This is a genomic window from Aeromonas sp. QDB39 (assembly GCF_027707585.1).
GTDB classification, from domain to species: Bacteria; Pseudomonadota; Gammaproteobacteria; order Enterobacterales; family Aeromonadaceae; genus Aeromonas; species Aeromonas hydrophila.
This window is the reverse complement of sequence record NZ_JAPCIV010000011.1, coordinates 88,869-110,870: the sequence shown is the minus strand read 5'-3', so window position 1 is coordinate 110,870 and position 22,002 is coordinate 88,869. Positions and strand designations below refer to the sequence as shown.

The 22,002-nt window shown below is 63.4% G+C and carries 19 protein-coding genes and 1 pseudogene; 10 read left to right on the top strand and 10 right to left on the bottom strand.

Translation table 11 applies throughout. From position 1 onward, the window contains the following. The first annotated feature begins 193 nt into the window (after positions 1-193). Both rcsF and PG899_RS08485 read left to right on the top strand, forming a co-directional pair. Positions 194-565, top strand: coding sequence for an Rcs stress response system protein RcsF (gene rcsF / locus PG899_RS08490; RefSeq protein ID WP_010633326.1), 372 nt, complete (start codon positions 194-196; stop codon positions 563-565). Between the two features lie 22 nt (positions 566-587). Then, positions 588-980: a DUF488 domain-containing protein gene (locus PG899_RS08485; RefSeq protein ID WP_158196947.1), complete on the top strand. Its 393-nt coding sequence runs from the start codon at positions 588-590 to the stop codon at positions 978-980. A 70-nt stretch (positions 981-1,050) separates the two neighbouring features. On the opposite strand, the gene PG899_RS08480 is transcribed toward PG899_RS08485, so the two are convergent. Continuing rightward, a complete protein-coding gene (locus tag PG899_RS08480) occupies positions 1,051-2,031 on the bottom strand; it encodes an NAD-dependent epimerase/dehydratase family protein (RefSeq protein ID WP_270697339.1) in 981 nt (326 codons plus the stop codon). A 247-nt stretch (positions 2,032-2,278) separates the two neighbouring features. Here PG899_RS08480 and tsaA point away from each other — a divergent pair, with 247 nt between their 5' ends. Then, on the top strand, positions 2,279-2,986 hold the full coding sequence (gene tsaA / locus PG899_RS08475) for a tRNA (N6-threonylcarbamoyladenosine(37)-N6)-methyltransferase TrmO (RefSeq protein ID WP_158196945.1): 708 nt from the start codon (positions 2,279-2,281) through the stop codon (positions 2,984-2,986). 62 nt (positions 2,987-3,048) lie between these two features. Here tsaA and PG899_RS08470 read toward each other — a convergent pair whose 3' ends face one another. The 3 genes from PG899_RS08470 to PG899_RS08460 are packed head-to-tail and all read right to left on the bottom strand — an operon-like array spanning position 3,049 to position 6,235. Continuing rightward, positions 3,049-4,170, bottom strand: a complete 1,122-nt coding sequence (locus PG899_RS08470) for a beta-ketoacyl-ACP synthase III (RefSeq protein ID WP_158196944.1) — start codon at positions 4,168-4,170, stop codon at positions 3,049-3,051. 55 nt (positions 4,171-4,225) lie between these two features. Beyond that, positions 4,226-5,389 carry a vWA domain-containing protein gene (locus PG899_RS08465; protein ID WP_077096379.1) on the bottom strand — a complete coding sequence of 388 codons (1,164 nt, stop codon included), beginning with the start codon at positions 5,387-5,389 and terminating at the stop codon, positions 4,226-4,228. A 3-nt stretch (positions 5,390-5,392) separates the two neighbouring features. Next, positions 5,393-6,235 (bottom strand): AAA family ATPase, encoded by an 843-nt coding sequence (locus PG899_RS08460; RefSeq protein ID WP_270697338.1) that lies wholly within the window; start codon positions 6,233-6,235, stop codon positions 5,393-5,395. Positions 6,236-6,402: 167 nt separating this feature from the next. Here PG899_RS08460 and cysK point away from each other — a divergent pair, with 167 nt between their 5' ends. The 4 genes from cysK (at position 6,403) to crr (ending at position 10,396) form a co-directional block, all read left to right on the top strand. After that, the gene (cysK, locus tag PG899_RS08455; RefSeq protein WP_011706833.1) at positions 6,403-7,371 is read left to right on the top strand and encodes a cysteine synthase A; all 969 of its coding nucleotides are present in this window, start codon (positions 6,403-6,405) and stop codon (positions 7,369-7,371) included. Positions 7,372-7,813: 442 nt separating this feature from the next. Beyond that, entirely contained in the window at positions 7,814-8,071 is a 258-nt protein-coding gene (locus PG899_RS08450) for an HPr family phosphocarrier protein (protein ID WP_005303128.1), read from the top strand. A 44-nt stretch (positions 8,072-8,115) separates the two neighbouring features. Next, positions 8,116-9,843: a phosphoenolpyruvate-protein phosphotransferase PtsI gene (ptsI, locus tag PG899_RS08445; RefSeq protein WP_190283997.1), complete on the top strand. Its 1,728-nt coding sequence runs from the start codon at positions 8,116-8,118 to the stop codon at positions 9,841-9,843. A 43-nt stretch (positions 9,844-9,886) separates the two neighbouring features. Beyond that, the gene (gene crr, locus PG899_RS08440) at positions 9,887-10,396 is read left to right on the top strand and encodes a PTS glucose transporter subunit IIA (RefSeq protein WP_005303134.1); all 510 of its coding nucleotides are present in this window, start codon (positions 9,887-9,889) and stop codon (positions 10,394-10,396) included. 78 nt (positions 10,397-10,474) lie between these two features. Here crr and PG899_RS08435 read toward each other — a convergent pair whose 3' ends face one another. Beyond that, positions 10,475-11,437 (bottom strand): sensor domain-containing diguanylate cyclase, encoded by a 963-nt coding sequence (locus PG899_RS08435; RefSeq protein ID WP_270697337.1) that lies wholly within the window; start codon positions 11,435-11,437, stop codon positions 10,475-10,477. A 61-nt stretch (positions 11,438-11,498) separates the two neighbouring features. After that, positions 11,499-12,317, bottom strand: coding sequence for an ABC transporter substrate-binding protein (locus tag PG899_RS08430; protein WP_190283995.1), 819 nt, complete (start codon positions 12,315-12,317; stop codon positions 11,499-11,501). Positions 12,318-12,536: 219 nt separating this feature from the next. On the opposite strand from PG899_RS08430, the gene PG899_RS08425 reads away from it, so the two are divergent. Beyond that, positions 12,537-13,082 carry a cytochrome b gene (locus tag PG899_RS08425; RefSeq protein ID WP_190283994.1) on the top strand — a complete coding sequence of 182 codons (546 nt, stop codon included), beginning with the start codon at positions 12,537-12,539 and terminating at the stop codon, positions 13,080-13,082. A gap of 81 nt (positions 13,083-13,163) precedes the next feature. Here the strand turns inward: PG899_RS08425 and PG899_RS08420 are convergent, their stop codons facing one another. From PG899_RS08420 to PG899_RS08405, 4 genes and pseudogenes are all read right to left on the bottom strand, one after another. Continuing rightward, a complete protein-coding gene (locus PG899_RS08420) occupies positions 13,164-16,919 on the bottom strand; it encodes an AAA family ATPase (protein WP_190283993.1) in 3,756 nt (1,251 codons plus the stop codon). Positions 16,920-16,957: 38 nt separating this feature from the next. Further along, positions 16,958-17,098, bottom strand: a pseudogene (locus PG899_RS08415) (exonuclease SbcC); the annotation flags it as partial. Beyond that, entirely contained in the window at positions 17,095-18,321 is a 1,227-nt protein-coding gene (locus PG899_RS08410; RefSeq protein ID WP_190283992.1) for an exonuclease SbcCD subunit D, read from the bottom strand. The gene PG899_RS08410 and the pseudogene PG899_RS08415, both read right to left, overlap by 4 nt. Before the next feature lie 101 nt (positions 18,322-18,422). Continuing rightward, on the bottom strand, positions 18,423-18,851 hold the full coding sequence (locus tag PG899_RS08405) for a GNAT family N-acetyltransferase (protein ID WP_011706840.1): 429 nt from the start codon (positions 18,849-18,851) through the stop codon (positions 18,423-18,425). Positions 18,852-19,031: 180 nt separating this feature from the next. Here PG899_RS08405 and rdgC point away from each other — a divergent pair, with 180 nt between their 5' ends. Continuing rightward, on the top strand, positions 19,032-19,943 hold the full coding sequence (gene rdgC / locus PG899_RS08400; protein WP_011706841.1) for a recombination-associated protein RdgC: 912 nt from the start codon (positions 19,032-19,034) through the stop codon (positions 19,941-19,943). 179 nt (positions 19,944-20,122) lie between these two features. After that, on the top strand, positions 20,123-21,901 hold the full coding sequence (gene ggt, locus PG899_RS08395; protein ID WP_190283991.1) for a gamma-glutamyltransferase: 1,779 nt from the start codon (positions 20,123-20,125) through the stop codon (positions 21,899-21,901). The last annotated feature ends 101 nt before the right edge of the window (positions 21,902-22,002 follow it).

Sequence of the window (22,002 nt, the reverse complement as noted above, 5' to 3'; positions counted from 1 at the left end):
TTGCCGGCAGCGTGAAGCTGCACGGGCAACACACGGCCGGATCCTGGTCACACCCCGCCCATACGGCTAAAAATGGGGCTGGTCGACACCGTCGACTGGCCCCTATAATGGCCCCTTCGTTATTCCACAAGATGCCGACATGGAGCGCCTGCGCCTTGCTACTGTCCTCATCACCGACACAAGATACGAGACGATGAAACGCCTGATCCTGATGATGCCCCTGATTGCCTCCGGCTGCGCCGACTTTGCCTTCAACAGCAATCTGGACAAAGAGAACTTCGACGAGTACTTCAAGCCGGGCAGCGTTCAGATCTATGAACAGGGCCAGCTGGCCGATCTCAACTACCTCTACCTCGGCACCGTCGAAGGGGAGTCCTGCCAGAGCGATGCCAAGCAGCCGATCCCCAACGCCGGCGAGGCCCGTACCCTGGCCCGCCGCCGCGTGGCCGACATGGGCGGCAACGGCGTCACCTTCGACAAGTGCGCCGAATTCAGCGACACCCCGGGCTGCCTGAAGCAGGTGATCTGCTACGGCCAGGCGCTGAAAGTCGCCACCGAGAAATAAGCGTCAACTGCAAGGAGCCTGCATGGCACTGGCCATCGTTCGCCTCGGCACGCCCCGCCTGCCCGACGAGGGGCTGCGGATCGGCACCGTGCGCCGCCCGCCCCGCGGCGTGCCCAAAACCGAGTTTGCCAGCCAGGATTGGTATGACGTCTGGTTCCCCAATCTCGCCCCCAGCAACGACACCATGAAGCTGGGCCAGGCTGCCGAGACGCCCGCCCAGTGGAGCGCCTTCTGCAAACAGTACAAGGCCGAGCTGGCAACCCCCGCCGCCAGGCACGATCTGGCACTGCTGGCCGCCCTCTCCCACACCACCAATCTGTCGGTGGGCTGCTACTGCGAGCAGGAGTCCCGCTGTCATCGGGCCATCTTGCGCGAGCAACTGACCGCCGCTGGCGCCACCATGCGCACCGAGTAGCGGCGCTCACACCAGACAGAAAAGGGCATCTCTCGATGCCCTTTTGCTTTGCTGCCGCACTTGCAGACTTCTACCAGACAAGCTGACGCAGCCGCGTCTCCTGCTCGGCCGTGATGCCGGCGGCCACCGCGGCATCCGGCGCGCCGGCCAGCCACTCGGCCACATCCGCTACCGTCTCCTCCAGTGGCCGAAAGTTGAGGCCCTGCACGATGGCCGCCTCGGCGCTGATGCGGCCATAACCGGCATACTCGGGCTGCTCATTGGGCAACAGGGTCGGATAGCTCTGCCAGGGCTCCACCCCGGCGGCCAGCAGCGCGGGCCAGGGTGCCCATTCGGGCACGATAGGGGTAGCAGGTGCCAGCCTGGCGGCCAGGCGATCCACCCAGTCGTTCAGCGCGATACCGGGCTTGAGCAGATTGAAGATGCCGCTCAATTGCTGCTCGGCGGCCCGCAGCACAAACTCGGCGCAATCGCGCACATCCAGATATTGCAGCCGGTCTTCCCCCTGCCCCGGCAGCAGCCAGGGGCCGCCCTGTTGCACCCGCTTCACCCACCAGGCCAGCCGGCTGGTGGGGTCATGAGGGCCGCACAAGACACCCGGGCGCAAAACGCAGAGCCGCTCGCCCCAACGGGCCCGATACGTGGCCTCGCACAGCACCTTGAGTGGGCCGTAATCCTCTGGCATCTCCCCCTCGGCAATCGCGTGCAGCGGCGCCGACTCGTCCTGCCCGGGCTGGGCGAAGTCGCGATAGACGTTGATGGTGGAGATGAAGATCAACAGCTCGCAGCGCCCAAGCAGGGCGGCCGAGAGGCTCGCCGCCTGTTCGGGGCGATAGCAGCAGGTGTCGATGGCCAGATCCCAGCTTCCCTGATAGCGATGCAACGGGGTCAGGTCCTGATCCCGGTCCCCCTGCAGCTGGGTGAGCTCGCGCCAGTCCGGGTGCTGGCGACGGCCGCGATTGAACAAGGTCACCTCGTGGCCCCAGTCCAGCGCCAGCGCCGTGAGATGGCGCCCCAGAAATCCGGTGCCGCCGATGATCAGCAGTTTCATCCCTGTCTCTCCTGTGCGACGCGGCCCCTCTCCTGCGGTCACGCCGGTTGTAGCAAGCCGCCCTGCTGGCGGACGCGCCTTTCACTCATCCTGCGCCCACCCTACGCAACTTGGCGGCGCGATACAGCCCCGAAACGGCCGGGATGGGAGCGGGATCACGACAAGCAGGCAGCCACCGGCCGGCGGGCAAGCCTGCGTTTTGAGGGCCGCTGTGCTACATTGCCGGGGTTTTCAGTCAGGATCCGCCATGAAGTTCGAAATCGACACCCTGGGTATCATCCGCTCTCCCTACAAGGAGAAGTTCGCCATCCCGCGCCAGCCTGGTCTGGTCAAATCGGCCCGCGCCCGCCTCGAGCTGCTGCCTCCCTACGATCAGCCGGACGTACTGCGCGGCATCGAGCAGTTCTCCCACCTCTGGCTCAGCTTCGTGTTTCACCAGACCATGGCGCAGGGCTGGCACCCGACGGTGCGCCCGCCGCGCCTGGGCGGCAACGAGCGGGTCGGGGTGTTTGCCACCCGTTCCACCTTTCGCCCCAACCCGCTCGGCCTCTCGGTGGTCGAGCTGCACGGGGTCGGTCGTGAGCGCGGCAAACTCTGGCTCGAGCTGGGGGCGGTGGACCTGCTCGATGGCACTCCCATCGTCGACATCAAGCCCTATATCCCGTATGCCGACAGCCTGCCGGATGCTCGCGGCGGGTTCGCCCCCGATGCCCCCACCCCGCCGCTGGCGGTGAATTTCAGCCCCGAGGCGGAGCAGCAGCTGCAACCCTGGCTCAAGGCCCACCCCGAGCTGCGTCTGCTGGTGAGCGAGGTGCTGGCCCAGGATCCGCGCCCCGCCTACAAGAAGGGCAAGCCGGATGACAAGGAGTACGGCGTCAGGCTGTTTGACTGCAACGTACGCTTTCGCATCAGCGAGCCCAGTTGCCTGGTGCTCGCCATCGAGCCGGCCCAGTGAACCAGCCATAAAAAAACCACCCGTTCGGGTGGTTTTTTGTTGCTTGCCGCTGCTCGGCCCCCTTACAAACGGGTGAGCAGCAGGCTGCCGATGGAGTAACCGGCCCCGAACGAGCAGAGCACGCCGCGGGCCCCCGCGGAAAGGTCGCGATTGTACAGATGGAACGCAATAATGGAACCCGCCGAGCTGGTGTTGCCGTAGCTGTCGAGAATGACCGGCGCCTCCTGCTGGCTGGCATCGTGGCCCAGCAGCTTGCGGGCAATGAACTGGTTCATGGTGAGGTTGGCCTGATGGAGCCAGAGCCGGCTCAGGGTGTCTGCTGCCCAACCCTGCTCATCGAGCTGGCCGGCAATCTGGTCACATACCAGTGGCAGCACCTCCTTGAACACCTTGCGCCCCTGCTGGCGGAACAGCTTGTCGTCGCTGTAGCGGGTGCGCGGGCTGAGTCGGTTCAGGAAGCCGAAGTTGTTGCGGATGTTGTTGGAGTACTGGGTCACCAGCTTGCTGGCCACCAGTTGCCAGGGGTTGGCCGCCTGGCAATCGGCCTCCCGCTCCAGCAGCACGGCGGTACAGGCGTCGCCGAAGATGAAGTGACTGTCCCGATCGCGGAAGTTGAGGTGCCCCGAGCAGATCTCCGGATTGACCACCAGCGCCAGTTTGGCGCTGCCGGCCGCCAGCATGTCTGCGGCGGTCTTGATGCCGAAGGTGGCGGAGGAGCAGGCCACGTTCATGTCGAACGCCATACCGCCCGCCCCCAGATAGTGCTGCAGCTCGATGGAGAGGGCCGGATAGGGGCGCGGCATGTTGGAGGCGGCGACAATCACCAGATCGATCTCGCCGGGCTCGCGACCGGCGGCGATCAGCGCCTGCTCGGCGGCGGCCACCGCCATCTCCACCATGATGGAGGGCTTGTCATCGGGCCGCTCAGGCAGCAGCGGCTGCATGATGTCGGGATCCAGCACCCCCTCCTTGCTCACCAGATAACGGCTCTTGATGCCGGAGGCCTTCTCGATGAACTCACTGCTCGAGTGCTGCTTGGCGGGCAACTGGCCGGCGTCGATGGCGGAGGCGTTCTCCTCGTTGTAGAGATCCACGTACTGGTTGAAGGCGGCCACCAGCGCTTCATTGCTGACGGCAAAGGGAGGGGTATAGAGGCCTGAGCCACTGATCACGATAGAGGTCATCTTTGCTCCTCGCCGGGTTCACTCCCGGCTTGTTGGTCTGTTCGGGTAGAGAGGGTCACAGCTGGTCGATGGCCGCAGCCAGACCCGCCAGGGTCAGCGGGTGCATGCGCCCGCCGATCAATTCGTTCATCAGCTTGATGGAGGGGTGCCAGAGCCACTCCCGGCGCGGGGTGGGGTTGATCCACACCAGCTTTGGAAAGTGCTGCTGCAGGCGGGCCAGCCACACCTGACCGGCCTCCTCATTCCAATACTCGACGCTGCCGCCAGGCCAGGTGATCTCGTAGGGGCCCATGGTGGCATCCCCCACCAGGATCACCTTGTAGTCGCTGCCGTAGGTGCGCAGCAGGCGCAGGGTATCGAAGCGCGCCTCGTGCCGGCGGGCGTTGTCCTGCCAGACGAAGTCGTAGAGACAGTTGTGAAAGTAGAAGTACTCCAGATGCTTGAACTCGTGGCGCAGGGCCGAGAAGAGGCGCTGCACCTCGGCCACGTGGGCATCCATGGAGCCCCCCACATCGAAGAAGACCAGCAGCTTGACCCCGTTGTGGCGCTCGGGCCTGAGCTTCACATCGAGCCAGCCCTGTCTGGCCGTGCTCTGGATGGTGTCGTCGAGATCCAGCTCGTCGGGATTGCCCCGGCGCACCCAGCGCCTGAGCTTGCGCAGCGCCAGCTGAATGGCCCGCTGGCCGAGCGGCGAGTCGTCGCTGAAGTTGCGGTAATGCCTTGCCTCCCACACCTTGACCGCCTTGCCATGCTGGCCCTCTCCCCCCATGCGGATCCCTTCCGGGTGAAAACCGCCGTGGCCGAACGGGCTGCTGCCGCCGGTACCTACCCATTTGTTGCCGCCGGCGTGACGCTCCTTCTGCTCGTTCAAGCGCTGGTTTAGGGTCTCCAGTAGCTGGTCGAGCCCGCCGAGGGATGTGAGCAACGCCTTCTCCTCTGGGCTCAATAGCCGCTCGAACTCCTGGCGCAACCACTCCTCGGGCAGGCTCTCCGGTAACAGGGGGATGGCGGCCAACCCTTCGTAATACTCGGCGAAGGCGCGATCGAAGCGATCATAGTGAGCCTCGTCTTTCACCAGCAGGCAGCGGGAGAGCTGGTAGAACTCGTCCATGTCGAGGCTGGCCAGCCGGGCTGCCAGCGCCGCGTGCAAGTCCAGCAATTCGCGCAGGCTGCAGGGGAGCTTGTGACGGCGCAGATGGGTAAAAAAGTCGATCAGCATGGGTCAGCTGCCGCGTCTGGCCAGAAAAGCGAGCTTCTCAAAGAGATGCAGGTCCTGCTCGGTCTTGAGCAGGGCGCCATAGAGGGCAGGCACCAGTTTGCCCGGCTCGCGGGTGCGCATCGCCTCGGGGGCGATATCGTCGGCCAACAGCAGCCGGATCCAGTCCAGCAGCTCCGAGGTGGAGGGCTTTTTGCGCAGCCCCTCTACCTCGCGCAGCTCGAAGAAGAGATCCATCGCCTCACCGAGCAGGCTCTCCTTGAGGTTTGGGTAGTGGAGCTTGACGATGGCCTGCATCTCGGCCTTGTCGGGGAAGCGGATGTAGTGGAAGAAGCAGCGGCGCAGGAAGGCATCCGGCAGCTCCTTCTCGTTGTTGGAGGTGATGATGACCACCGGCCGCTGCTGGGCCTTGATGCGCTCGCCGGTCTCGTAGACGTCGAACTCCATCCGATCCAGCTCTTGCAGCAGATCGTTGGGGAACTCGATGTCCGCCTTGTCGATTTCATCGATGAGCAGCACCGGGCGCTGGTCGGCGGTGAAGGCCTGCCACAGCTTGCCACGACGGATGTAGTGGCTGATCTCCCCTACCCTGGGGTCGCCGAGCTGGGAGTCGCGCAGCCTGGCCACCGCATCATATTCGTAGAGCCCCTGCTGGGCCTTGGTAGTGGATTTGATGTGCCAGGCAATCAGCTCGGTGCCCAGATGGCGAGCCACCGCTTCGGCCAGCTCGGTCTTGCCTGTGCCGGGTTCCCCTTTGATAAGCAAAGGTTTTTCCAGCACGATGGCAGCATTGACCGCCATCTTGAGCGATTCAGAGGCGAGATAGCGATCGCTTCCTGCAAATCCCATAACGTCCATTCCTTTGACGATGAGAGACCTTTTTGAGATCGAGGCCTCAATAAGAAAGAATAAGCTCTATATCTTGTAATAACATATTGTTATAACAAATCGTCACTTCTCATTCAGAAACCACAGGGTAATCTTGTTTCATCGCCGTAACAAACAGGGATAGCACCATGAGCAAAATTTTTGAGGACAACAGCCAGACCATAGGTCACACCCCGCTGGTTCGTCTCAACCGTGTTACCAAGGGCCGCGTGCTGGCCAAGATTGAGAGCCGTAACCCGAGCTTCAGCGTCAAGTGCCGCATCGGCGCCAACCTGATCTGGGATGCCGAGAAACGCGGCGTCCTGACCAAGGGCAAGGAGATCATCGAACCCACCAGCGGTAACACGGGTATTGCTCTGGCCTTCGTGGCCGCCGCCCGTGGCTATCCCATCACATTGACCATGCCGGCCACCATGAGCCTGGAGCGCCGCAAGCTGCTCAAGGCACTCGGCGCCAATCTGGTGCTGACCGAAGGGCCGCTCGGCATGAAGGGCGCCATTGCCAAGGCCAACGAGATCCTCGAATCCGAGCCGGGCAAATACGTGCTGCTGCAACAGTTTGAAAACCCCGCCAACCCGGAAATCCACGAGAAGACCACAGGCCCCGAGATCTGGGATGCCACCGATGGTCAAGTGGACGTGTTCGTGGCTGGCGTCGGCACCGGCGGCACCATCACGGGTGTCTCCCGCTACCTGAAACAGACCAAGGGCAAGGCGGTGGTCTCCGTCGCCGTCGAGCCGAGCGAATCACCGGTGATCAGCCAGCGTCTGGCCGGCCTTGAAATCAAGCCGGGTCCCCACAAGATCCAGGGTATCGGTGCCGGTTTCATCCCGGGCAACCTGGACCTCACTCTGCTGGACCGCGTCGAGCAGGTGAACAGCGATGACGCCATCGAGATGGCTCGCCGCCTGATGGAAGAGGAAGGGATCCTGGCCGGGATCAGCTCAGGCGCCGCCGTGGTGGCCGCAGCCCGCCTCGCCGAGCTGCCGGAGTTTGCCGACAAGACCATCGTTGTCATTCTGCCGAGCGCCGCCGAGCGTTACCTCTCCAGCGCCCTGTTTGCCGGAGTATTCAGCGAGCAGGAACTGCAGCAATAAGTGATCGGATTATTTCAAAACAGCGGCGCTCCCAGGAGCGCCGTTTCTTTATGAGCTAGACTGAGCACTTGGCAGCGCCAGTCGACCCCTTATTTTTCGGGGTAAAATAACAAGCAACCCAGCGACAAAAAAAGCAGACATTCTGTGATAAATCTCATATCCTGTGCCGCGTCACGAGGTGTTTGCCGACTAGGTATCACAAAGTAACAAAGTGTTATTTTTCGTTATAAAATAATTTCAAGCCAGCATTGACGCGGCTTGTAGAGCGATAACGGAAAAGAGTTGAGGCAGACACCGAATACTGCACAGAAAATTGACCTGGATTAAACCATTGCAGGTCTGATTTCGTTACTTTACAACATATCCATACTGACACGGTGCGAGAAGGAAGCGTCAAAAGCATCCCTCACACCAAAAAATATCAATAATATGGGGTGAAACCATGTACGAGAAGTCTGTTGTTATTACTGCTGAAAACGGCCTGCACACCCGTCCGGCAGCTCAGTTCGTGAAAGAAGCCAAAGAATTCCAAAGCGAGATCACTGTGGTCTCCGGTGGCAAATCCGCCAGCGCCAAGAGCCTGTTCAAGCTGCAGACCCTGGGCCTGACCAAAGGCACCAACGTGACCATCCAGGCCGACGGCCCGGACGCTCAGAAAGCCGTTGAGAAGCTGGTTGCCCTGATGGACGAGCTGGAGTAATCCAGCTTTATTCCTCCCCCACAGTCGTTTTAATAGGAAGGATTATGATATCTGGCATTCTTGCGTCCCCCGGTATCGCATTCGGCAAGGCGCTTCTTCTGAAAGAAGATGAAATCGTTATCAATCAGGGCAAAATCGCTGCCGAACAGATTGATGCCGAAATCAACCGCTTCCTCGAAGCCCGCACCAAGTCAGCTGCACAGCTGGAAGCCATCAAAGAGATGGCCGGTCGCACCTTCGGTGAAGAAAAAGAGGCCATCTTCGAAGGCCACATCATGCTGCTCGAAGATGAAGAGCTGGAAGGGGATATCAGATCCTTCATCAAAGACAACAAGGCCACCGCTGACAAGGCCATCTACGAGGTCATCGAGCAGTACGCGAAGATGATGGCCGAGCTGGATGACCCCTATCTGCGCGAGCGTGCCACCGACTTCCGTGACATCGGTACCCGTCTGGTCAAGAACGTACTGGGCATCGCCGTTGTCAACCTGAGCACCATCGACGAAGAGGTGATCCTGGTCGCCAAAGACCTGACCCCGTCCGAAACCGCTCAGATCAACCTGAAATACGTGCTGGGTTTCGTCACCGACATCGGTGGCCGTACTTCCCACACCTCCATCATGGCCCGCTCCCTGGAGCTGCCGGCCATCGTGGGTACCAACGACATCACCGAGCGCGTCAAGAATGGTGACGTGCTGGTGCTGGACGCGATCAACAACCAGATCATCATCAATCCGACTGCCGAACAGCTGAACGAAGCCAAGCAATTCCAGGCCCAGTTCCAGGCCGAGAAAGATGAACTGGCCAAGCTCAAAGATCTGCCTGCCATCACCCTGGATGGCCATCAGGTCGAAGTGTGCGCCAACATCGGTACCGTCAAGGATACCGAAGGTGCCATCCGCAACGGCGCCGAAGGCGTGGGTCTGTACCGTACCGAGTTCCTGTTCATGGACCGTGACGCGCTGCCGACCGAAGACGAGCAGTTCAAAGCCTACAAAGAAGTGGCCGAAGCGATGCCGGATCAGCCGATCATCGTGCGCACCATGGACATCGGCGGCGACAAAGAACTGCCCTACATGAATTTCCCGAAAGAGATGAACCCCTTCCTGGGCTGGCGTGCCGTGCGGATCTTCTTCGATCGCGCCGACATCATGCACGCCCAGCTGCGGGCCATCCTGCGTGCGTCTGCCTTCGGCAAACTGCGCATCATGTTCCCGATGATCATCTCTGTCGAAGAGTTCCGCAGCCTGAAGGCCACCGTAGAGACGCTGAAAGCCGAACTGCGCGCCGAAGGCAAAGCCTTTGATGAATCCATCGAAGTGGGTATCATGATCGAGACCCCGGCTGCTGCCGTGATGGCTCATTATCTGGCCAAGGAAGTGGATTTCTTCAGTATCGGTACCAACGACCTGACCCAGTACACCCTGGCTGTCGACCGTGGTAACGAGATGATTTCCGCCATGTACAACCCGCTGTCACCCTCCGTCCTGACGCTGATCAAGATGGTTATCGATGCATCCCACGCCGAAGGCAAGTGGACCGGTATGTGTGGTGAACTGGCTGGTGACGAGCGTGCCACCCTGCTGCTGCTGGGTATGGGTCTGGATGAGTTCTCCATGAGCGCCATCTCTGTACCGCGTATCAAGAAGCTTATCCGCAACACCAACTTCGAAGATGTGAAGGCCATGGCTGATCAAGCGCTGAGCTTTGCCACCGCCGCCGAAATCGAAGCCTGTGTAGATAACTTTATTAAGCAGAAGGCAGTCTGCTAAGATCGGCTGCAAACAGCGACAATCATCTCTAGGAGCTTTTACTATGGGTCTGTTTGATAAACTGAAGAAACTGGTTTCCGATGACAGTTCTGATACCGGCGGCATCGAAATCTTTGCCCCGTTGTCAGGCGAAATCGTACCGATCGAAGATGTACCCGACGTAGTCTTCGCCGAGAAGATCGTCGGCGACGGCATCGCCATCAAGCCGGCTGGCAACAAGATGGTTGCTCCGTGCGACGGCACCATCGGCAAGATCTTCGAGACCAACCACGCGTTCTCGCTGGAATCCGACTCAGGTATCGAGCTGTTCGTTCACTTCGGTATCGACACCGTTGAACTGAAAGGCGAAGGCTTCAAGCGCATCGCCCAGGAAGGTCAACAAGTCAAGCGCGGTGACACCATCATCGAGTTCGATCTGGCCGTTCTGGAAGCCAAAGCCAAATCTACCCTGACTCCGGTGGTCATCTCCAACATGGACGAGATCAAAGAGCTGGTGAAGATGACGGGTGCCGTGACCGTGGGCGAGACCCCGGTGATCCGCATCAAGAAATAATGCCGCATGGGCCGAGCGCCCGTCGCCGCAACAAAAAACCGAAGCCCTGGCTTCGGTTTTTTTATGGGCATTTTCCGGCTAGGCCCTGCCAAATACCACCCGGTTGCGGCCGTTGCTCTTAGCCTGGTAGAGCGCCTTGTCCGCCACTTGCAGCAGGCTGTCGCTACTATGGCCATCGCCTCGGGTGGCACAACCCAGACTCATCGTCAGGGAAAAACGCTGCCCCTCCCACGCCACCACATGGTCGACAAACTGCCGGCGCAACTGCTCGGCTCGCTCGACCACCTGTTCGGCATCCACCCCAGGCAGGATCAACAGAAACTCCTCCCCGCCCCAGCGGGCCAGATGCTCTGCGGGCTGCAGCTGCCGCGTCATGATGCGGGCCACCTCGCACAGCGCCGCATCCCCAGCGGGATGACCGTAGCGATCATTGATCTGCTTGAAGTGGTCGATATCGCACAAGATCACCGAGAAGGACTCCCCCTGCAACCAGAGCGCCTGCAACTGCTGGCCAGCAGCACGCCGGTTGCCGAGCTCGGTCAGCGGATCGGTGCAGGAGAGCCGGCTCACCTCCTCGATCATACAGTGCAGGTCGTGGATGTCGCGCAGCGTCACTATGTGCCAGCCCGGCATGGCATCCGCCGTCAGCTGGGCCGTGATGGTAAACCAGCGCTGCTGGCCGCTCTTGCAGTAGAGACAGGCGTTCATCTCGGCCACCGCCGCGCCGTTGGCCAGACTGGTCATCACCGCCTGGTTCCAGCGCTCAATCGCCTGGGCCCTGCTCTCTTCATCGCGATAGACGGTGGCAAACCAGCTGGCCATGTCGGGCAGATCCGTCAGATCGTAACCCAGCTGAGTCACGAAGGCCCGGTTCACGAACCTGTGATGACGGGCCGGGATCTCCGACAGTCGGGTGGGTATGCTGTCCAGCGTCTCGCTGCAGGCGGATTCCGATATCAGGATCGGAAACGGGATCACGTCGAAGGAGCGAAACAGGATCTGCTGCAGCTCGGTCAGGATCACAGGATCGGTGATGTTCAAGGTAACTCCTTTACCAAGGTACCGTTCCAAGGTAAGTGAGCGCTGATCGCGGGTAAAGCGCTCATTGCGCGGCTCTGACCGCCTTGGTCGCAGCATTTTCTCCCGGTTGCCACTCCTGATAGGGACCGTGAATGCCGGAGTAGATCTTGTCGAGCTGACCGGAGGCCCTCAGCCGCTCGATGGACTGGGTCAGGAAGCGGTCGACCGCATCCCCTTTCGACCCCTTGGGGATGATGAACACATCGTCAAACTCGCCGAAATAGACCCGATGGATATTGGTCAGCCCCATCTTGCGCAGGGTGAAATCCGCCTCCTCCTGCGCCCACAGAAAAGCATCGATGCGGCCCCGGCTCAACTTGCCGAGGGATTGCTCGAGCGAGAGGGAGCGCTTGACCGAGAAGGGCCAGAAGTCGGTCACCCCCTCGATGAGCAGATCCCGCTTGGTGTACTCGTAACCCAGCACCATGGCGGGAGTAATGGGCGTCGCACTGTTGCTGTAGAGCACGTGGGTCACCTTGCCAAAGGTCGCCGAGCTGAAGCGATAGGGCAGCATGGACTCGTCGATGTAGGGGTTGCGCAGCGCCGGCAGGTTGAAGTCCGCCTCCCCCACCACCACGCTGCGGGTGGCACGGGACATGGGGTAGACCATCACGCTCACCTCCACCCCGTCATCCAGCCCGGCGATGGCCTTGACCAGGTCGACGAAGGGACCGGTGCCGTTGGAATCGATGAGCCCCGGCAACAAACCAAGATAGGCTGAAAAATGAGTCGGTCGGCCAGGTTCTGCCGCAGCCAGCCGCTCCTCGTCGACCCCCATCATCCCCAGCAGCATGGCAAGCAGCATCAAGCCTGCCAGCACGCCCACTCTCAGATGCTTCATGATGCAACCTCTCACCACCCTGGCCGGCATGGCCCTGTTGATCAGAAGCATAGACTCGGTACAGAGTGCGTCGGGCGAGTTGCAAATAAGATGTTAAAAAACACACCGAGATCAAGGTTTTGACACATCTGCGCGGTAACATGAAAAGGAATGGTACGGGGGCAGGATGCCCGCTGCGACCACCCTTGATGCAATGCGAGCCCCGAGAAGGATATGAGCATGTTGAAAAATACCGAACAACGTTATGGCAGCCTGAGCATAGGGCTGCACTGGTTGACCCTGCTGCTGATGATCGCCGTCTATGCGCTGATGGAGTTCAGGGACATCTTCCCCAAAGGGTCGGCCGGCCGCGACCTGATGAAGGAATTTCACTTCATGGTGGGTCTGCTGATCCTTGCACTGGTGGTGGTGCGCCTGCTGGTGCGCGCGGGTAGCCCATCACCGCGTATCGTGCCCGAGCTCTCCCCCCTGATGCTCACGCTGGCCAAGCTCGCCCACCTGGCACTCTATGGCTTCCTGATCCTCACCCCGCTGCTGGGCTGGCTGCTGCTGAGCGCAGGCGGCAAGCCCATCCCCTTCTTCGGCCTGGAGCTCCCCGCCCTCATCGCCCCCGACGACGGCCTGAAGGGCACCATCAAGGAGCTGCACGAGACGCTGGCCAACATTGGCTATGCCCTGATTGCCCTGCACGCGGCGGCAGCCATCTACCACCACCATGTGCTCAAGGACAACACCCTGACCAATATGCTGCCCGAGCGCAAATAACCGGCGACGGGTTGCACACCAACAAACAGGCCCCTTTGACAGGGGCCTGTTTGTTCATGGATGGTCATGGGCGACACATCGTCATCCGGGCAACACCACCCGGCTTTCGCCACCGCCGAGGGCCTCCACCCGCACCTGCACGCCGATCCGCTCCACCAGGGTCTGCACGTGGGAGATAACCCCGATCTGGCGGCCGGCCGCCTGCAGGGAATCAAGGCTGGAGAGCGCCAGATCCAGGCTGTCGGGATCCAGGGTGCCGAAGCCCTCATCGATAAACAGCGATTCGACCTGGGTCTGGCGCGACGACAGGCTGGAGAGGGCCAGCGCCAGCGCCAGCGATACCAGGAAGCTTTCACCGCCGGAGAGGGAATCCACCGAGCGCACCTCGTCCCCCATGTCGAGATCCACCACCTGCAGCGCCAGATCGGTGCCGGGCACCCGCTCCAGTCGATAGCGGGGGGAGAGCTCGGCGAGCTGGGCGTTGGCCTCCAGCAGCAGCCGCTCCAGCGTGAGGCTCTGGGCGAAGGTGCGCAGCTTGGCGCCGCTGGCCGAGCCGATAAGGTCGGATAGGCGCTGCCAGTGATCAGCCACCGCCTGCTGGGCGGCCAGCTCCTCCTGCAAGGTGCCCGCCTTGAGGGCCGCCGCCTCGGCCTGGGCCAGCGTGCTCTTGCACTGGAACAGCTGCTCGTCGAGGGCGCGGCAGTGCGCCTCCAGCGCCGTCAGCCGGCTGTCGAGCTCCTGTGGCGCCAACGCGGCCAGCTCGGGGTGGTGCTCGCGGTAACGATCCCGCTTGCTCTCCTCCAACGCCAGCGCCCGCTGCCGCTCGGTCAAACGGGTACGCGCCTCGGCACGGGCATCCTCCAGCGCCTGCAAGGCGGCGCGGCGCGCCTTGAGCTCATCCGGGCTCATGGCCAGCAGGCGGCGCAGGTCATATTCGGCGATGCCGAAGCTGCTGGCGTGGGCAGCCCAGCGCCCCAGCACCTCCCGCCGCCGCCGGCTGCTCACCTGTTTCTCCTGCTCCAGATGGCTGAGACGGGTCTTGAGCTCGGTCTGGCGCTCGCGCAAGGCGCGGGCCGCCCCCTGCATCGTCTCCAGCTCGCTCGCCAGTTGCTGCAGCCGCTGCTGCCAGCGGCTCTCGACCAGGGCAATCTCCTCGCCCCCCAGACAGGTGGCACGGCTGGTGACCAGCCCCTGCCGTTGCTGTTCATGCTCCTTGTAGTCGCGCTCGAGCTTGTGCAGCAGCTCGCGCTGGGTCTGCAGGCGCGCCTCCTGGGCGCTCAGGGCCGGGGTGAGGCTGGCAATCTCGCCGGTCAGCCGCTCCCACTCGCTCTGACCGTGCAGCCAGGCCTCGCAGGCCCGCTGCCACTCATGCCACTGCTGGCTGCCCAGCCACTGACGCCAGGGTTGGCCTCCCATCTGCTCGTCGAGCCGGCTGCCCCCCTGCTCAAGGCGCTGGCGCAGGGTCGTTTCCTGCTCGCCCATCGCCTTCACCTCCCCTTCCAGGGCGATGCGCTGGCGGTCGGCCTCCTGCCACTGCTGCTCGAACTGCTGGTGCTGACTGGCCAGCTGGCTCAGCTGCTGGCGTACCGCCTGCAACTGCTGCTGCCCCTGCTGGGCCTCGCGCAGTTGCTGCTGGCTGCGGGCCAGCCCCTGCTCCAGACTCTGGCCGCGGCCGAGCAGGGTATTCATCAACTCGTTCCACTCGATCGGGCTCTGACGCAGCGGCAGCGGATGGCCCAGCAGCTCGGCACCGCCCAGCTGCTGCCAGCGCTGGGTGAGCTGCTCGGCGCGCGTCTCCAGCTCAGGCAGATGCTGCTGGCGCACCGCCAGCTGGCGGGCCAGCTCCTGGCGCTCACTCTCGCACTGAATGTATTGGTGATTGAGCCGCTCCCACTCGAGCTCCAGGCTGCGGACGCGCTCCGCCAGCTGGCCCAGAATGCCGGCCACCTGTGGCTGGCTCTGGTGATAGGGGTGCTCCTCGGCGCCGCAGAGCGGGCAAGGTTCACCATCGCGCAGTATGTGGCGATGCTGCTCGAAACTGGCGATGGCGCGGGACTGCTCCAGCGCATGGCGCGCCTCGTCCCGTTGCAGGGCGAGCCGCTCGCGGGCCGGCGTCAGCTCGTCGCCGAGGATGGCCAGCTTGCCGAGCGCCTGCTCCAGCTGGGCGATCTCCTGCTGCAGGCGACCATGCTGCTCGCCGTGATTGCGGCCATAGTCGGCCAGCTCCAGCAGCTGGCGCAGCTGGCCCAGCTGTTCGGTCTGCCCTTGCCACTGCTCCTGCGCCTTGGCCAGACGCCCCTCCCACTGCTGCTCCTGCAGCTCGTGCTGTTGCTGCTGCAGTCGCTCCTGCTCGCGCTGCCAGTAGTCGCGCTCCTGCTGCCCCTGTTCCAGCTGATGTTGCAACTGCCTGAGGGCGCGCAGCTTGTGTTCGCGCAGGGTGAGCAGTTGCTGCAGCCTGTCGGCATCCTCGGCCCAATCCTGCATGGCGGTGAGCAGGGGCTGCCACTGGCGGGCCACCGGCGCCAGCTCCTTGTGCTCCTCAAGCCAGGCCCCCCACTGCCGGTGCTGGGCCTTGAGCTGCTCCACCTGCTGGCGCTGCTGGCGCCAGCCCTGCTCCAGGGTGAGCTGCACCTCCCGCTCCTGTGCCCCCTCCTGCTGGATCTTCTGCAGTTGCTGCTGCTTTTCCCGAATGCGGGTGTCGAGCTCCTGCGCCCGTTTGAGCTCGGGCTGCAGGGCGCCCCACTCGCGCTCGGCGGCGATCTTCTCCGCCAGCAGTTGCTGTTCGGTGAGGGCGCTCTGCTGGGTCTGCTCCTCCAGCTTGCCAAGTTCGGGACCAAGCTCGGCCAGCGCCTTCTCCTGCTGCTGCACCTCCAGGGTGAGGCGGGCCAGCTCGTCGTGATCGGCGCGGGCCACCTGGGCCTGCTCGGCGCGGGCGAACTCCTCGCGATCGGGGGCGGCCGCACCGTGGGCCGCCTCGGCCGCGGCAAGGGCCACCTCTCCCTCCTGACAGGCCTGCAACTGGGCGGCAATGCGGCCGTTGAGATCGCGCAAGTCCTGCATCAGCTGCTGCTGCTGCTGCTCGTGTTTGAGGCTGGTGGCCAGGCTGGCCTGCTGGCTCACCCACTGCTCGCGGGTCGCCTCGTCCATCAGCGCCACATCGCCGAGCCGCTGGCTGATGGCGGCCAGTTTCTGCTGCTCCTCCCGCGCCCGTTCATGGGTCTGAATCGAAATGGCGGAGTAGAGTTCGGTGCCGGTCATCCGTTCGAGCAGGGCCGAACGCTCGTCGGCGCTCGATTTGAGGAAGGCGGCAAACTCCCCCTGCGGCAGGATGACGGCGCGGCGAAACTGCTCCCAGGAGAGCCCCACCAGCTCGTCGATGCGATCCTGCAGCTCCCGCTTGCTGCCGCTGAACACTTGGCCCGATGCCACGTCGGTCAGGCTGCGCTCCTGGGCCTGAAAGCGCCCCTCGGCGCGGTTGCGGGCACGGCGTACCGCCCAGCGGGCCAGCCAGATGCGGCCGTCACAGCCGCGAAACTGCACCTCGGCGAAACCGCTGGCGTGACCGCGGCTGAGGATGCCGCGCACGTCGTTGGCCTTGAGCTTCTCCTCGTCATCCATGCGGCCCACTTCGGCCACGTTCTTGCGATTGGCGATAAAGCGTGGCATCTCGTCGTAGAGCGCCAGACAGATGGCATCGAGCAGGGTGCTCTTGCCGGCGCCGGTATTGCCGGTGATGGCAAACAGGCCGGCGGCCCCCAGGGCACCACCGGCAAAATCGATGGTGAATTGACCGGTCAGGCTGGCGAGGTTCTCACCACTCAAAGAGAGGATCTTCATACGCCACACGCCTCCATCCATACCGACCCGATATCGCGCGTGCTCTTGCCCCCATCAGCCCGGGTATTGCCGGTGATGGCAAACAGGCCGGCGGCCCCCAGAGCGCCACCGGCAAAATCGATGGTGAATTGACCGGTCAGGCTGGCCAGATTCTCCCCTGACAGCGACAAGATTTTCATTGGCTGGACTCCTTCACCTGCTCCAGGATCTCTTCAAACGACGCCACCAGCTCGGCCTCCGGCTCCCCGTCGAACTGACGCTGATAGCAGAGGCGAAACACCTCGGTGGGGGAGAGCTCATCCAGCCGGCGCTGGCCGGCACCATCCGCCAGCCCCTGGCCTGAGCCCTGATAACTGGTCGTGATGCGGGCAAGGCGCATCGGTTTGTCGCCGATGGCGGCCAGCACGCGCTCGCGGATGCGGGCCTCGGGTTTGGGCAACAGCAGCCGCACCTCGAGGAAGGGCTGCGCCTGCTGCGGGCAAGCGGGCAGGTCCAGCGCCTCGATGGCCTGGAGCGCCTCGCCGAGGCCGCTCTGGGGCAGCCGGATCATCTCCACCGCGCGGGGCACCGGGATCCGCTCAAGCCGGGCCAGCTTGCCCCCCTCAAACGTCACCTCCAGCACCTGATGGTTGTAGTTCGCCTCGGCCAGCGAGAGCGGCAGCGGCGAGCCGCTGTAGTGCACCCCCTCGGCCGGGCTCTGGGCCAGATGCAGGTGACCCAGCGCCGTGTAGTCGGCGGCGGCAAACAGCTCGGCAGGCAGAGCATGCTGGTTGCCACCGAGCACCCGCCGCTCTGAAAGCTCGGAGAGCTGGCCCGCCGCCAGATAGGCGTGGCCCATGGCGATGAGGGCCTGATCCGGATTGCAGCGCGCACGCCCCTCGCTCAGCACCGCCTCATAGACCTGGCGTACCCCTTCGATCAGTCTGTCCTGCCCCTCGCTGAGCCCTTCCGGGCGCAGATCGCTGCTGCGCAGAAACGGCACGGCGGCGCACCAGGCGGCCACTTCACCATCCTTGCCTCGCAGCGGCACCAGCAGGCGCTCGGTCTCGAGGCGCCCCTCGTCGTCCCGGCTGATGCTGCCCACCAGATGCAGGTCGAAGGCGCGCAGCAGCTCGTGGGGGGCATCCAGCTTGGAGGGAGAGTCGTGGTTGCCGCCGATCAGCACCATCTCCAGTGCCGGGTGCTCGGCGCGCAGCCGCGCCAGAAAGCGGTAGAGCTGCTGCCAGGCGCTGGCGGGAGGATTGGCGGTATCGAACAGGTCGCCCGCCACCAGCAGGGCGTCGATGTCGCGGCGCTTGATGGTGTCGGCCAGCCAGTCGAGAAAGGCATCGTGTTCAAAACGGCGATCGTGGCCATGGAGTTGATGGCCAAGATGCCAGTCGGCGGTATGCAGGATCTTCATGAAAAACGGCTCGTATGGAGGAGGTGTCAGCGGCACCCGATGCAGACAAGATGAGGATATGCCTCCCCTTTTTCAAGCCATACCCGGCGCGGCCGGCAGATTCAGGCGGGCTCGCAGCACATCTGGTACTGGGGATGGCCGGTGAGGGGATCGGCCACCTCCCCCTCGATCACGAAACCGTGGCGACGATAGAAGCGCACCGCCAGATCGTTTTCCACGAACACCCGCGCATGCAGCCGGGCCCCCTTGGATTTGGCCTCCTGCAGCAGGGCATGGCCCACCCCCCGCCCCTGGCGGTCGGGGCGCACGAACAGGGCCGCCAGGTAGTCATCCACCAGCGCCATGAAACCGAGCAGCTCGCCGCGCTCCTCGAACACCCAGATGCGGGCGTGATCGAGATAACGGGTGCGCAGATCTTCCTGAGCCTGCCACCAGCAGGAGGCATCGACAAAGTCGTGGGCCTGCAGGGAGGCCAGCAACCAGATTTCGACGATCTCGTCCATGTCGTCGGACCGACTCGCCCTCAGCATATTGGTATCCTTGTTAACAACCTGAACATCCGCAGTCTAGGGGAGTTTGATGACGGCTTTGGGGACGAATATGACTCCCTGTGAAGTCGATCGCCCTTTATTTAACAAGAATGATTGGCTGATCACAAAGCGCCTCTCTAGTACAATGCCCGCCGGACAATCTATGAGACCGAGGACGCCATGTGGTTTAAAAACCTGCAGATTTATCGCTTTACCCGCCCCTTCGAGCTGACCGTCGAGCAGCTGGAAACCCAGCTGGAAGCCTGTGCCTTCACCCCGTGCGGCAGCCAGGACATCTCCCGGTTCGGGTGGGTCAAGCCCCTTGGCAAATTCGGCTCCACCCTGACCCACTCCGCCGCCGGCCACATCCTCATCTGTGCCCGCAAGGAAGAGAAGATGCTGCCCGGCACCGTGGTCAAGGAGATGCTGGCGGAGAAGGTAGAAGCGATCGAGTTCGAGCAGGGCCGCGCCCTCAAGAAGAAAGAGAAGGAAGCGCTCAAGGAGGAGATCCTCCACACCCTGCTGCCGCGCGCCTTCAGCCGCACCAGCCAGACCTTCGCCTGGATCAATCCGGCCGACAACCTGATGGTGGTGGACGCGGGCTCCGCCAAGAAGGCGGACGACCTGCTGGCCCTGCTGCGCAAATCCATCGGCACCCTGCCGGTGGTACCGGTGGCCCTCAAGAACCCGCCCGAGATCACCATGACCGAGTGGCTGAACGAGGGCAACCTGCCCGCCTCCTTCACCCTGGAGGACGAGGCCGAGCTGCGCAGCGCCATGGAGCACGGCGGCATCATCCGCTGCAAGCAGCAGGATCTGATGACGGACGAGATCAAGAACCACCTAGCCAACGACAAGCTGGTCACCAAGCTGGCCCTCAACTGGGGCGAAACCCTGAGCTTCGTGCTGGGGGACGATCTCTCCATCAAGCGCCTGAAATTCAGCGAAGAGCTGCGCGAGCAGAACGATGACGTCACCAGCGAAGATCCGGCCGCCCGTCTGGATGCCGACTTCGCCCTGGTCACCGCCGAGCTGGCCCAGTTCATCCCGGCCCTGTTTGCCGCCCTGGGCGGTGAAGAGCAGTCCATCTAAGCGACTTGGCTCAGCCTGATTGCAAAAAACCGCCTCCGGGCGGTTTTTTTATGGACGTACGCCGGCGTGACTTGTTGATAGATGAGTAACTTGTTGATCTGATTCAACAACTTGAGCCATTAGCGCCAATCGTGACATAGTCCACCACTCATGCTCATAAAACAGACAAGGAGAGTGTCATGTTGCGCAAACCACTGGGGCTGGCCATCGCCCTCGCACTGCTGGCCGGCTGCGCCGCTCAGCAGAGCCTGCAAACTCCCCCCGCCCACACCCTGATCGCGCCGGAGGCCGCCAGCGGCTGGCAGGACAAACAAGGCTGGCAAGGCCGCGACTTCATGGTGGCTGCCGCCAACCCGCTGGCGGTGGAAGCGGGCTACCAGATGATCCAGGCCGGTGGCAGCGCGGTGGATGCCGCCATCGCGGTGCAGCTGGTGTTGACCCTGGTGGAGCCGCAATCCTCCGGCATCGGTGGCGGCTCCCTCATGCTGGTGTGGGATGGCCAGAAAGTCGCGGCGGTGGATGGCCGCGAGACGGCCCCCGCCGCCGCTACCGATCAGCTGTTCATGAAGGATGGCAAGCCGATGGCCTTCTACGACGGCGTGGTGGGCGGGCGCTCGGTGGGCGCCCCCGGCACGGTGCGGGCGCTGGCGCTGGCCCACCAGCGTTACGGCAAGCTGCCGTGGGCTGCGCTGTTCGAGCCCGCCATCACCCTCGCGGAGCAGGGATTCGTGATAAGCCCGCGGCTGGCCGCGCTGCTGGCCAAGGACCCTTACCTTGCCAAGGACCCGGACGCACGGGCCTACTTCTATCAGGCCGACGGCAGCCCCAAAGCGGCGGGAACCCGACTGACCAACCCGGCGCTGGCCAAGGTACTGCGAACCCTGGCAAGCCAGGGGCCGGACGCCTTCTATCGCGGCCCGCTGGCCGAGGCCATGGTGGCCAAGGTGCACGCCCACCCGACCAACCCCGGGGTGCTGAGTGCGGTCGATCTCGCCAGCTACCGCGCCAAGCTGCGCGACGGCCTCTGCTTTGACTATCGCCAGAGCCGGGTGTGCGGCTTCCCGGCCCCCTCGTCCGGCACCATTGCACTCGGCCAGATCTTCGGCATGCTGGAGAGCCGCGACATGGCGGCCCTCAAGCCGGTGCAAGGGGAGCAGGGCCAGCCGGTCGCCTCCGCCGAGGCGATCCACCTCTACAGCGAGGCGGCGCGGCTCGCCTTTGCCGATCGCAACCAGTACGTGGCGGATAGCGATTATGTGGCGGTCCCCGTCAGCGGCCTGCTCGACAAGCACTATCTGGCCCGGCGCGGCGCCCTCATCGGCGAGCATTCCATGGGCCTGGCCAAAGCGGGCACCCCGCCGCTGGCGCCGGCTCGCGGCCAGGATGCTACCCCTGAGCTCCCCTCCACCAGCCACGTCTCCATCGTCGACAAGGCGGGGATGGCGGTCTCCATGACCAGCTCCATCGAAGACGGCTTCGGCTCGCGGCTGATGGTCAACGGCTACCTGCTCAACAACCAGCTCACCGACTTCTCCTTCACCTCGCTGGACGCCGCCGGGCTGCCGGTGGCCAACCGGGTGGAGCCGGGCAAGCGGCCGCGCTCCTCCATGTCCCCCCTGCTGGTGTTTGACAAGAGCAGCGGCGAGCTGGAGATGAGCCTGGGCTCGCCGGGGGGCTCCGCCATCATCAACTACGTGGGCAAGACGTTGCTGGGCACCCAGGATTGGGGGCTCAACCTGCAGCAGGCGATCAATCTGCCCAACTTCGGCAGTCGCAACGGTCCCACCGAGCTGGAGGCGGGCCGCACCCCGGCCGCGGTGGTCGAGGCGCTCAAGGCGAAGGGGCACGAGGTGGTGCTGAGCGAGCAGACCTCGGGCCTGCAGGGCGTGCAGCGCAACGCCGATGGCTGGCTTGGCGCCGCCGATCCGCGCCGGGAGGGGATCGCCAAGGGCCAGTGAGCTCGGCTACATCTGCACTCGGAACCCCACGCAGTGAAGCGGCCGACCGGCCGCTTTTTTGTGCTCCTCCCTCCTCCAGCTGCGACCAGAAAAACCATCAC